9 protein-coding genes and 3 pseudogenes are annotated in these 12,098 nt (G+C 35.8%); 7 read left to right on the forward strand and 5 right to left on the reverse strand.

The window, feature by feature from the left end:
* Window positions 1-29 precede the first annotated feature (29 nt).
* Together ACVIJU_RS08190 and ACVIJU_RS08195 are read left to right on the forward strand one after the other, a co-directional pair.
* The gene (locus tag ACVIJU_RS08190) at window positions 30-2,504 is read left to right on the forward strand and encodes an ATP-dependent DNA helicase (RefSeq protein WP_456687461.1); all 2,475 of its coding nucleotides are present in this window, start codon (window positions 30-32) and stop codon (window positions 2,502-2,504) included.
* A 406-nt stretch (window positions 2,505-2,910) separates the two neighbouring features.
* A complete protein-coding gene (locus ACVIJU_RS08195; RefSeq protein ID WP_456687462.1) occupies window positions 2,911-3,270 on the forward strand; it encodes a hypothetical protein in 360 nt (119 codons plus the stop codon).
* Between the two features lie 284 nt (window positions 3,271-3,554).
* On the opposite strand, the gene ACVIJU_RS08200 is transcribed toward ACVIJU_RS08195, so the two are convergent.
* Window positions 3,555-4,701 (reverse strand): IS3 family transposase gene (locus tag ACVIJU_RS08200; protein WP_456687463.1). Its coding sequence is split into 2 segments (ribosomal slippage): window positions 3,555-4,431 and window positions 4,430-4,701, totalling 1,149 coding nucleotides; the frame shifts between segments, so codons are not numbered across the junction.
* 267 nt (window positions 4,702-4,968) lie between these two features.
* Between ACVIJU_RS08200 and ACVIJU_RS08205 the strand changes: the two are divergent.
* A pseudogene (locus ACVIJU_RS08205) lies at window positions 4,969-5,322 on the forward strand (PTS fructose transporter subunit IIA); the annotation flags it as partial.
* A gap of 737 nt (window positions 5,323-6,059) precedes the next feature.
* Entirely contained in the window at window positions 6,060-6,428 is a 369-nt protein-coding gene (locus tag ACVIJU_RS08210) for a helix-turn-helix domain-containing protein (RefSeq protein ID WP_456687926.1), read from the forward strand.
* Window positions 6,429-6,551: 123 nt separating this feature from the next.
* Here ACVIJU_RS08210 and ACVIJU_RS08215 read toward each other — a convergent pair whose 3' ends face one another.
* Window positions 6,552-7,718, reverse strand: coding sequence for an IS256 family transposase (locus ACVIJU_RS08215; protein ID WP_456687464.1), 1,167 nt, complete (start codon window positions 7,716-7,718; stop codon window positions 6,552-6,554).
* A gap of 341 nt (window positions 7,719-8,059) precedes the next feature.
* On the opposite strand from ACVIJU_RS08215, the pseudogene istA reads away from it, so the two are divergent.
* The 3 genes and pseudogenes from istA to ACVIJU_RS08230 form a co-directional block, all read left to right on the forward strand.
* A pseudogene (istA, locus tag ACVIJU_RS08220) lies at window positions 8,060-9,559 on the forward strand (IS21 family transposase).
* The gene (istB, locus tag ACVIJU_RS08225; protein ID WP_456687465.1) at window positions 9,559-10,296 is read left to right on the forward strand and encodes an IS21-like element helper ATPase IstB; all 738 of its coding nucleotides are present in this window, start codon (window positions 9,559-9,561) and stop codon (window positions 10,294-10,296) included. The pseudogene istA and the gene istB overlap by 1 nt, the downstream one beginning before the upstream one ends.
* An 87-nt stretch (window positions 10,297-10,383) precedes the next feature.
* A pseudogene (locus ACVIJU_RS08230) lies at window positions 10,384-10,770 on the forward strand (transposase); the annotation flags it as partial.
* A 183-nt stretch (window positions 10,771-10,953) separates the two neighbouring features.
* On the opposite strand, the gene ACVIJU_RS08235 reads toward ACVIJU_RS08230, so the two are convergent.
* The 3 genes from ACVIJU_RS08235 to ACVIJU_RS08245 form a co-directional block, all read right to left on the reverse strand.
* Complete coding sequence (locus tag ACVIJU_RS08235) at window positions 10,954-11,229, reverse strand: hypothetical protein (RefSeq protein ID WP_066248432.1); 276 nt, start codon at window positions 11,227-11,229, stop codon at window positions 10,954-10,956.
* A gap of 12 nt (window positions 11,230-11,241) precedes the next feature.
* A complete protein-coding gene (locus ACVIJU_RS08240) occupies window positions 11,242-11,643 on the reverse strand; it encodes a hypothetical protein (protein WP_456687466.1) in 402 nt (133 codons plus the stop codon).
* A gap of 134 nt (window positions 11,644-11,777) precedes the next feature.
* Window positions 11,778-12,095: a hypothetical protein gene (locus ACVIJU_RS08245; protein WP_013877120.1), complete on the reverse strand. Its 318-nt coding sequence runs from the start codon at window positions 12,093-12,095 to the stop codon at window positions 11,778-11,780.
* Window positions 12,096-12,098: the final 3 nt, after the last annotated feature.

A 12,098-nucleotide genomic window follows, 5' to 3' on the forward strand; every position in this document is an offset into this window, starting at 1 on the left:
TGAAGTGATCGCTCTGGCTCAATTTATTATTGACAAAAACAAAAGCTGAGAGAATATTTAATATATTTGAGAAGAAAATCCCAAAGCACTATAATTCAGAGACTATAAGGTTATCACAAGTTCAAATGGCAATGGATATCGCAGCTTTTCTAGATAATAAAGAATCAAAAAGAATAATGTTTATTGAGGCTCCTGTAGGTACTGGAAAGTCACTAGGTTCTCTTGTTCCATCCTTGATTGAAGCTAATAAAGGAAGAAATTGTAGAGTTGTTTATGCTACTGCTACTATTAATCTTCAAGGCCAACTTATGAATAGTGAAGTTCCTTTACTTAAACAATTATCCTTATTAAAACAACCGATATTGGCAAAGGGTAAATATCACTACTATTGTCATAAAGAATTTAATAATAAGAAAGAAAGTTTCTCGCCCAAGGAAAGAGAATTTTTCACAGAGTTCTTTAAAAATGCTGAGACAGGACAAAGGAATGAAATTGAAGATAACTATAAACAAGATATCCCCGAATCACAATGGTCGAAAGTTTCGCTAAATGCATCTAAGAAAGAATGTGAACGGTGCAGTTTCTCCATGACTTGTCCTACGAATATTCACCGAAGTAACTTTTTATCACAGTGGAACGACTTAGTTATAACTAACCATGATCAGTTAGTCAGAGCAGTTTTGAATTTAAATGCTGAACCTAGACAAAACCCTATTATTCCTGTTGATCCCGGGATCATTATAATTGATGAAGCTCACCACTTTCTGGAAAATTTCTTAAATCAATTAGAGCAATCATTTACATTATTTGATTTAAAAAGGCTAAAAAGGTTTATTTCGAATAGATACAAGAAAAGATATGGACAATTGCTTGGTTCGTTGGAAAGAATTATTAATGAGCAATCAAACTCTACCGAAGTTTCATTACAAGGTCGTTATCGAATAACAGAAGATATTTTTGAAATTTTTAATGAGTTATATACATTTGTGAATGAATCATTAATTGAAGAATCCGCCAAACAAATGAGCAGATATTATATGAGTATAAATGATGATGATAGTGAACTGGAAGAAATATCTTATTTACTGAACTGTATTCTCAATGAACACTATGTAAAATGGATTAGTTACGAGGACAAAAAATTTAGCATGATTTCGGAGTCTTTTCCAACTGATTTTCGAAATTGTATGGATTTTCTTTCAAGAAATAACAAAATTATTGTAATGTCAGGTACTTTAACATCAAGTGGCGATTTCGATTCATTGCTCAATCAATGGAGATTAAAGAAAGATGATGTAATTACAAAAAGATTAGCAACACCCTTTGATTATCAAAATCAAGCAATTGTTTATGTTCCTGAAAATATAGTTCATCCAACTAACTCTGATTATCTTTTGTATGCTGTAAAAGAAATAAAAAAACTTATTACACTAACAGGAGGAAGAAGCTTGATATTAACAACCTCCAAGGAACATATGATTAGTATCTCGGATGAACTTTCACAATTTTTAAGAGAAAAGAATATTAATTTATATGTTCAGGAACAAAGTGGTGTAGAAAAATTGACAAAGCAGTTTAAAGAGGACGAGGCTAGTGTATTAGTAGGATCTGGAAGCTTTTTTTCGGGTTTTTCGGTTCCCGGAAGATCATTAGTATCGGTTGTGTTAACAAAGTTGCCATTTCCTGTACCAGACGATCCATTTTTAGAATTAATCGGTCAAGGATATGAAGATGAACTTTTTAAGATGGTTTCATTTCCATACATGATTAATAAATTAAACCAAGCAGCTGGTAGGCTTATTCGTGACATAACTGATTTTGGAGTGCTTACGATTTTAGATCCACGTATATTTACACAAGAATATGGAACTAAGATTCAAAAGGACTTAATAGGTCAAGGTTATAAAATAACCCGATCTTTTGAAGAAGTTATTAACTTTATTGAAAGTAAGTTCAAACATGGGGCTAAAGCCCAATATCAACCTTATAATAGAGATGATATTGACTTTAAGGAATTTTTATGGGAAAAACCAGTAATCAAGAAAACAACCAAAGCAAATATAGAACCTGAAAAATTAAATAATAATGTGACCGAAGAACAGAAAGAATTCGCTAAAGAAATTTGCAAAAAGTATAATATAAAATACCCAACTAGCAAAAAAACTCCAGATGCTTTATATCAATATTTAGTTGACTCTTTATATTACATTTGGGAAGATACAACCATCATCGAGGAAGGTTTTCCTTTTACAAATGAAGAGGAAAAGACTCGTCTTTTAAAGATTAAAGGTACGAATCGAAAGACTGTAGTAATGCCTAAGTGTTTAGAATTTGGTTGTGATGGAGAATGTAAGAAAAAAATTAAATCAGAAATTGTTGAGTTCTTTAAAAAAGACTACAATGCTACTGATGTTAAATTTTATGAAGTTCCAGCTAAAAAATTCTGTAGGGTTTGTGTAGAACCCTTGGATATTATTGGCAGGAATTTTAATCAAACAGAATAAACTATGAGGAATTCGTAGTAAGTAAGGTAGAATAATTTAATTTAATTTAAAATTAGTATAAAAGATTGGATACTAACTTAATTGTATTGAATTCTTTTATGTAATACCAGAAATACCTTAGTTATATACATGAGGGAAAACTTAGAAGAGTAGGAAGCTTTAAATAAAACTTCCTACTTTTTATGTCAGAAATAAAATTTGGACTAACATATTTAATTATTTCCAAATGAGAATAGTTTGTGTGTAAAAATATCTAAATTCATGTTTCCTTCCAGTATCTCCTAAAGAATTTCGGTAAAAAATATGGATAATATTTAATTGCATTTTTTTACACTAAAAAGTTTTCTCAAGATAGCAAACCTAACCTAATAAGCATAGGCATTAATAAGGAGGAGACCTATGGAAATTGAAAATATTTAAGGGATCACCTGAGCAGCTTCAACTAAATACAACATTAAGGGAAAATCAATTATATTGGATAAAATATATTATTAGTTCAATGGAAAAAAGAAGGGTAGCCGAAATTTTATTTTCGAATGGGTATACAATTAAAAAGGTAGAGGATGTTTTAATATTAGCAGATCGTGAAGCTGCTTTAATGAAAGACCATTTAGATATATATGGTAAGATCGATACAGAGTACATATTAAAAACATTAACTAAGATTTATCAGAGAGAGACGTTGGAAATGCTTGTAGAACGACTGTTAGATAAGAATTTTGATAAAGATACTATTGAAAATACAATAAAATTGTTTAAAAAATAATATTTGCATGGGTATATATCATGACTAAATATATATTAAATTCTTTAAAAGCTTATATGCAGTTAAAATGTAATGCACCCCTTTGTCAAGACACAAATTGATAATATTTAAGTTATCCATTCTCTCCTTTCGCTATGAATGTGGTGCGTGTGCGATAAAGGCTTGACATGGAGCCTCTACGGGCACGATTTTTTGCGCTGGAGCGATGGACAGATAACATCACATGGCTAAAACAGCCTATCATGCCCGTCTCTCCATATAAAGCCTCTCATCACGTTCGATGGTTAGGATGCTTGAACCATCTTAGGTTGCTTGTACACTGTTGCTGGCGTCAAATAGTCCAAGGATTGGTGAGGTCGGTCTGTATTATAGAACGTAACATAACGTCGAATGCCTTTTCGCAACTCTTTAGGATTCTCGAATTCATTGAGATAGATACATTCATACTTTAAAGCTCTAAAGAATCGTTCCGTACGACTATTGTCTGTTGCTCGTCCTTTGCCATCCATTGATACCTGGATGCCATACTCTTTCAACAGCCCGAGATAGTCAGCGTTTGTAAAATGGCTGCCCTGGTCACTATTGATGATGGCCGGCTTACCATGACGCAATGCCCGCTTCAGACAGTCGATGACAAATCCTTTCTCCAGCGTACTAGATAACTCGTAATCGATCACTTTGCGGCTGAACCAGTCGATGATGGTAAACAGGTACATAAAGCCCCGTCCCATACGAAGGTAGGTGATATCCACTCCCCATACATGGTTCGGACGGGTGATCTCCAATCCACGGAGCAGGTAAGGTCGGCAGTACTTGGCATGTAGCCTCTTACTAAGGTTGGGTTTAGGGTAAATAGCTTGTATACCCATAAGGCGCATGAGACGGCGTACGCGTTTATGATTCACATCAAATCCTTTCTCACGAAGTTTCGCAGTCATGCGCCTGTAGCCAAAGTAGGGATGAGCTGTATAAAGCATATCCATTTCGTGCATGAGCATGATGTTTTCTGAGCTTTCTGTTTGCCCCTTTGATTGGCGATACACGCTAGTACGATGAATACCTAATAACTGTGCCTGACGCTTGATGCTGATCGATGGGTGATTGAATTCGACCATAGCCTTTCGTTCGTCAACAGACTTATTTGAGCCCAGATTTTTTTTTCAGCCAGTCAACTTCAACCGTTAACTGACCTACCAATTTCTCTAAATTTTCTTGTTTGGCCTCATATTCTTTACGGATTTTATCCACTTCGCTTGAACCTTTTTCAAAGACCATCGAGGATCGTTCTAGAAATTCTGCTTTCCAACGACTGACCATGACTGGGCTTAATTCATATTTGGCGGCTATTTCATTGACGGTTTGCTCTTCACGCAACACCTCAAGAACCACCTTAGCTTTAAATTCTGCGGTATATCGGTTTCTTTTTTTCATGGTATCATTATAACTTATTTATCACGCTCATGTGTCTCACCTTATGGGAGCAGTATAAATCATAATAAAGCATAATATTTCCTAAAATAAAAATATAAAGTATAAAGTTTCCTAAAATTTGAAAATGAGGGTATTGGATGATTCTATTAGAAATGTAATAAATTCTACCGGGGGATAAATCCCTATATTAAGTTGTGAAATGCCTTGTGGCTCTAAGGTCGGAAAATATATGATTTATTATCAGGAAAAGATATGCTTTACGTCACAGTTCCTCCATTAGGACTAGCCATTGCAACAACTTTGTTTAAAAAGAAGTTTACAAAAGCAGAACGAGAAGCAGGAAAAACGTGCTATATTATGGGGGCAACCTTTATAACAGAAGGAGCCATTCCTTTTGCCTCAGCTGATCCAGGACGTGTAATTCCATCGATTATCGTAGGTTCCGCAATTGCTGGTGCGTTAACGATGGTATTTGGAATTGGTTTGTCAGCACCGCATGGAGGCATATTTGTCATCCCGTTTATAAGCGGCAGTCCATGGTTATATGTACTGGCTATTTTAATTGGTTCATTTGTAACAGCTCTTATGGTCGGTTTCTTAAAGAAAGAAGTAAAAGAATAAAAGACTAATACGAGCAGCAAATTTCTTTTAAGGGTTCGGATCTAGGGTCTGAACCCTTTTTTGTTTGCGGTATGAACTGAAAAGGTGTGACGATATTTTTAGAAAAATGCTTGTTGGCGGGGAGATATTGTTTACGACTTACCCTCGAAATAGATTTTTTGTAAACTAGAAATAGTGGACGAAACTTGTAAAAGCTTTAGATGCCCCATGTCATTTACTTACTGAGTAATAGAACTGTTGTCGTCGACCCCCAATCGTGCAAAAATCCCCGGGATCGACGACTCTTTCAAATCTTCATTGAGCCCAAGCAAATCAAAGATTTGATAAAAATTCCCCTTTTCGTTAAAATAAAAATAACCAGTCAAGCATTAAAAATGAAATGCTTATTTAACAACGTTTTTTGGTGTTTTTATCTTAACTATGAGGAATTGAAACTATCCGTATTCCGGTTTCCACTCTAATTCGCTTCCGTTTTTATTTTAACTATAAGGAATTGAAACTAAGATGGGCAGTCAGATAGTGATATGCTCCCCTTAAGGTAGACAGATTAAAATATAAAAAATCTGTTTTACCTTAGGGGGAGTTTTTCTATGTATAAGCAATATACTACAGAGTTCAAACTTGAAGTTTTACTTGCATATGAAAACCGAGAATGTACTATATCAAGAGCTTTGTAAAAGCATCAAATTACTAAATATTCTTTAAGGCAATGGATAAATGAATTTGAGGAATTTGGAATAGAGGGTCTAGAACGTTCAAATTCTTGGAAAGGTTTTAAGGAAGCAGCTGTAAAAGATTATTTATCTGGTGAGTTCTCACAGTACGAGATTGTCAGGACATATGGTATTAGTAGATCGGTACTTCAACGATGGATGAAGAAGTATAATAGCCATAGAGATTTAAAGGATACGTCGAAAGGAAAGACAAGCTCTATGACTAAAGGAAGAAAAACGACTTGGAATGAACGGATACAAATTGTGCTTAATTGTTTAGGGAACGGAAAAGATTATAAAAAAACAGCAGAAACTTATGAAGTTTCTTATCAACAAGTATATCAATGGGTGAAAAGTAGGGTACCGTCAAGAATTTTGTGTAATGTAAGATAGATAGGGTATCTCTGAAATGGATTTAGAATAGAGAGGGATATTTCCTCCACACAGGAGACTGAATATTCAGTCTCCTGTGTGGAAAGGGAGAGTCCCCTCATCTCATCAATTTACATTATTTGGTTAATCATAACGTTCTTCAAACATTCGCTGGAGGGCTTCATGAGCTTCGGCAAATCCTCGCAACTTTCGCCCTGCCCATTTCTCATTAAAGTCTTGGATGGTCAAATACATGACTTTTTCCGCGGCTTCTAAACTGTTCAAACTGTTCATCGGCTTTAGACGTTTCCGAATCTCCTTGATCGTTCGTTCGATGGCATTGGTCGTGTAAATCACACTTCGAATACTGCTTGGATCATTCATAAAGGTAAGAAGGACATCCAACTCATTTCCCCAAGATTGAACTTCTCTCGGATACTTGCTTGACCATTTTGACTCAAACTGTTGAAACATCTGTAACGCTATTTCCTTATTCGGTGCGCAATAAATCAGTTTGAGATCTTCTGCCACTTCCAATTGGTCTTTTTTTCGAACACGATTTAAGGTATTACGGACTTTGTGAACGACACAACGCTGCACATCGGCTTTCGGATAAACAGCTTTAAAGGCTTCTTCCAGCCCCGGTAGTCCATCGAATACGCCCAGAAGCACTTCTTGTACGCCTCTTTGGTAGAGCTGTTGAAGAATCTCCTGCCATCCATAGGCGCTTTCCTTTCCTCCTACGAAAAAATCAAGAATTTCCTGATATCCTTCTTCGTTTACACCTAACACGACATAAATAACTTCTTTTTCTACCGTATCTCGACGAAGTTTCACGTACAACCCATCCAAATATAATACCGAATATCGCTTTTGTAGAGGACGCGTATGCCATTTCTCGATGTCCTCCTTCACGACATCGGTCATACGACTGATCGTTGCAGGAGAATAAGCATTTCCTAAAATTCGTTCAATAAACTTGCCAATCTCACGTGTACTCATGCCACTTTGATACATCTTGATGACAGCTTCCTCGAGCCAGCCGGTATGGCGTTGGTAAGGGGGAAACAACTGCGTTTGAAATTCCCCGTTTCGGTCTCTTGGGACTAAAAGCCCTTCAATCCGACCGTATTGCGTATCTAGGTTTCGCTGATAGTAGCCGTTTCTCATATTTGACGTTCCAGTCTGTTCCATTTCGAGGAAATGTTTTATTTCTTCACACATGATGAGTTCTAATTTTTCCTTTACAAACTGGCGAATCGCACTTTCCAGTTGATTGACCCAGTCTACATTCGGTATACTTTTAGACATAGGTAGGGTTCTCCTTTCTCTGGAATGTGTTGTTGGTCAAATCAGAGAATACCCTACCTTTTTTCTTTTGGTCTAGCAAAATGCTTTACACAAAATTTTATACATCATCTGAAGTAGTATGAAAATGGTGGAGAAGAAGCGCTTAAAGACAAACGAGTAAGAAAAAAAGATGTCGCAGTAAAATATGGTTCATCAAAGAAATGTTTATTGCAAAATAAAAGTACAGAGATTTGCAAGGAATTTGTGCAGAACTTAACTGCATAAAAAATAGGCTTGCCAGCCCCTAAAATAACTCCTACTGTATAGATTGAGCGATCTTAACAGTGGGAGGAAATGAAAGGATGCTAGCAATGCCTGAAGTTAATTATATCAAACATTTAAGAGAGAAAGAAGATTTGTCAATAAATGAAATTGCAAGAAAGACTGGCCGTAATTGGAGGACAGTTAAGAAATACGCAGATGGAGAAAGTTTTGAAGAAACTCTTACCTTTAGGAAAAGAGGAATGATGTATGAGGAGGGGTACGGAGAAATCGTAGATTATTGGCTTGAGGAGGACATGAAACTTAAGAGAAAAGAAAGAAGAACCAATAAGAAAATATATGAACAGCTTAGAGATGAACATGGGTTTAGGGGATCTTATCGGACTGTGTGCGAGTATATTCAATACCGGAGACCGCAAATCAAAGCTGCAAATATTGAAAGTTATGAGCGTTTAGAGCACCCTCCTGGAGAAGCACAAGTGGATTTCGGTAACATGACTGTTGTAAAAGATGGAGCCTATAAGGATATAAAGGCACTTGTCATGAGTTTTCCACAGAGTAACGCGGGATTTTCCTACCCTCTTCCAAGTGAAAATACGGAATGTTTCCTAGAAGGATTAAAACAACTGTTTCATCAGGCGGGGGGAGTTCCAACCTATTGACGAATTGATAACTTAGCTGCAGCAGTTGTTTCAATTGGTAAAGGGGATAAGCGAACATACACTGACTCTTTTATTAGATTTAAATGTCACTATGGCTTTGAAGTTCAACCGTGTAACCCGTCTAGTGGACATGAGAAAGGCAATGTGGAAAAGAAAGTTGGTTATACAAGGAATAATTTGTTTACAACGGAACCAATAATGGAAAGTTTTCCGCAATTAGCGACTTGGATGAAAGAAGAAATGGAAAAAGACCGAAAACGTCCACATTATGAAAAAGATGTATTGATTGAGGAGCTGTGGATTGAGGATAAAAAGCATTTGAAACCTTTGCCTTTAACGGATCTTCCGATTTTTTCAGTGAAATCCGCAAAGGTTAATAAATACGGGGAAATTGAAGTCGACGGTGAAAAGTTTGTTATCCACAAAGCGAAAATGAAACAGACTTTAGTCATCAAGATGGAATGGGATAAATTTACCTGTTATACGAACGATGGAAAAGTGGTTTACCAAGAAGCCCGTCCCTATATGAATACTACAAGGAGGATTCCCTGGAATGATATTTTTATGGATTGGGAGAAGAAGCCACGGTCTGTAAAGTATTCGCGTTTTTTTAAGTATTTGCCGGAGAGAGTTCAAACGTATCTGACGATACGATCGGAAGAAACCAAATCTCGAGTCAAGGGGATAAAGAAATTATTAGAAAAATATTCGTTAAATGATATTCATGCGGTTTTAAAAACAGAAGAACGTTTTGAAAGGGCTCCACATGAACTTGGTTTTATCTTGGAAGCGAAAGAAGCAGCTTATCCAGAGAAACTAAGTGAAGCCCATACACCCGAGATACTGCTTAACTATGAAACAGATTTGAATGCCTATGATAAAAGGCTTTGTCCTTCTTTGGAAGGAGGTGTTTCCTAATGGCGAATTTAAAGGCTATTTGTAAAACTCTTCACCTTGCCCATATTATTGAAGAGTTTGAGCAGGTTCCGTTCGAAAGTAAAGAACAGTTTTTGCGTGATGTATTATTGATTGAAGTAAATTCCAGGCAGACAACGAAGATTGCTAGACTGATTAAAAAGGCTAGATTTAGAGAGCTTAAATGGCTTAAGGACTATGAGTGGACCGAGCAGCTGCACTTGCCAGCTACAACCTCGAAAGAGGAAATTTGCGATCTTCGTTTCATCAAGGAAAAGCAAAACCTACTACTTTTAGGGACACCGGGCACAGGGAAAACGCACTTAGGAACAGCATTGGGAGTAAAGGCCTGTGAAATGGGATATGAAGTGCGTTTCTTCCGGGTGGCTGATTTAGTAGCCCAATTAGAGGAAGCCTTGAAAGAGGGCACACTAAACCGGTTAAAACGCCAAATTGAGAAGTGCGACTTGCTTATATTGGATGAATTGGGCTACGTCCCTTTTCAAAAGCAAGGTTCTGAATTATTGTTTCATATTATCGCAGACTGTTATGAACATAAAAGCGTTATAGTGACATCTAACCTTGAATTTGGTCAATGGAATCGTGTTTTTGGGGATAACCGACTAACCTCTGCACTTGTGGACAGACTAGTGCATCATGCACATGTCATAGCATTCACAGGGGAAAGTTACCGATTGAAAAATGCCCTTTCTTCTATAAAAGCACAAGATGGTAATTAATGTAAAAATCACTGCAAGCCTATGTAAATTTCGCTGCATTTTTCTGCACTTTTTGCTTGCAAAAAACAAAGAAAGCCTATTTAAGTGCTATATGATGGATCGATTGTGAGCTATGTTTTAGGACATTCCAATCATCATCTTGTATTCAAAACGTTGGATCAAGCCACCGCACTTTTAAATGGAGAGCATCCACTTATTCATAGTGACCGTGGGTTCCAATATACCTCTCATGGTTAACGTACCAAGCAGGGATGACACAAAGTGTGTCAAGAGTAGGCAGATGTATTGATAATGGGCCAATGGAATCTTTTTGGGGAACGCTTTAAATGCGAGAAGTGTTATTTACATAAGTATCAGACATTTGAAGAATTAGCTCTTGCGATGGATGAGTACATCCGCTTTTATCATTATGAAAGGTATCAAAAAAGATTAAACGGCCTTAGCCCCATGGAATATAGAGCTAAAGCCGCTTAGGTATATTTTTATTATTTCTACTGTCTATTTGACAGGGGGCAGTTCATTTTTGGACAGCCTCTTTTAAGCTTTTCTTTATGAGCTCTTTGATCAAATTATTTTTAACCCAAATAATAAAGAAAAACCTTGAAATGCCGGTGGCCAATCAAGGTTTAAAGTTTTGAAACTTACTCTTGTTAACATCTACTTTTTTAATAATTCTTTATATAATTTTTCAGATTTATGCAATTCTTCTAATAACGGATTTTCATAGTCACTATAACTATCCAAATAAGCCCGTATGCTGCCAATAATATTTATTGCTTTAATATCTTTATCTTTCTCTAATATTTCCAATGCACTCTTATATCTTTTATATATAAGTTGAAGAACACCACTTTTTATTTCATTACAATAATCTTGTTCAAGATTATTTAACACAATTTTTATTTGTTGGATTAACTGCTTTTTATTATCCATTATACCCTCCTCCTATATACTTGGAACCTCTCTTATTTCCTTTATCCATTCTGATGGCCATCCTTGTGGTAGTAGTATTTGATCCCCATCACCTTTTAATAATGCTCCTGTTTTTGTATATTGCTTTTCAACCCTACCAATATTTAAAACTTGACCTTTCGGTACTTCTATAACAGCTTCATATTGTCTAGAATTTTTCCAATCCGGTACTAAAGCGGTATTAATTTTAGCATTTATTCTATTTCCAGCTGGGCTAGTAGTTACAAATGAACCATTAACCTTTCCACCACCACCAAAAGTTCTATATAACGTAATATTTTCTTCTTCTGTAATTACAGTTCTATAAATACCATCAGTAAATGATTCTCTTATCCAATCTAAGGTATTAATGGTATCCGTCTCTTTAGCATGCATATCAGCCAAACTCCATGTAGGTATAACCATCATAAACTCTGAAATTAATGTTCAGTTATTTTAAGAGCGAAACCATTAATAATAAAAAGAACCTTGAAAGGCATATAGCCAATCAAGGTGCATAACTATTTTATTCAAATATTGTTTATTTTTCTTACCCATAATTCTATAATTTTTTTTAGTTCAATCGTTTCAATTATGCATTCTTCTTCGTCCTCACTGTAATTATCTATTATTTTAGTGATGTCCTTTTTAATTTCTAACGTACAGTTATTACCCGTACACTCCTCATAGCTAGATTCACCTTTTAAAACCTTGTGTATTAAATTTATCCACGGTTCACCATTGCTTTGAATATCCCCCATAAGAAGAATTGCTACAGGTGAAATACAACTCGGAACGTTTACTTCCAATCCTTTATCATTCTCCTTAAAACTAATTTCATATTTCATAAT

It is taken from the genome of Aeribacillus sp. SP014 (genome assembly GCF_054055575.1).

What these genes read in the sequence shown, in the direction of transcription:
- ACVIJU_RS08215 (WP_456687464.1), bottom strand. Translation starts at nt 7,718, where the DNA reads ATGTCTAAAAGTATACCGAATGTAGACTGGGTCAATCAACTGGAAAGT.
- istB (WP_456687465.1), top strand. Translation starts at nt 9,559, where the DNA reads ATGGCGAATTTAAAGGCTATTTGTAAAACTCTTCACCTTGCCCATATT.
- ACVIJU_RS08235 (WP_066248432.1), bottom strand. Translation starts at nt 11,229, where the DNA reads ATGGATAATAAAAAGCAGTTAATCCAACAAATAAAAATTGTGTTAAAT.
- ACVIJU_RS08240 (WP_456687466.1), bottom strand. Translation starts at nt 11,643, where the DNA reads ATGCATGCTAAAGAGACGGATACCATTAATACCTTAGATTGGATAAGA.
- ACVIJU_RS08245 (WP_013877120.1), bottom strand. Translation starts at nt 12,095, where the DNA reads ATGAAATATGAAATTAGTTTTAAGGAGAATGATAAAGGATTGGAAGTA.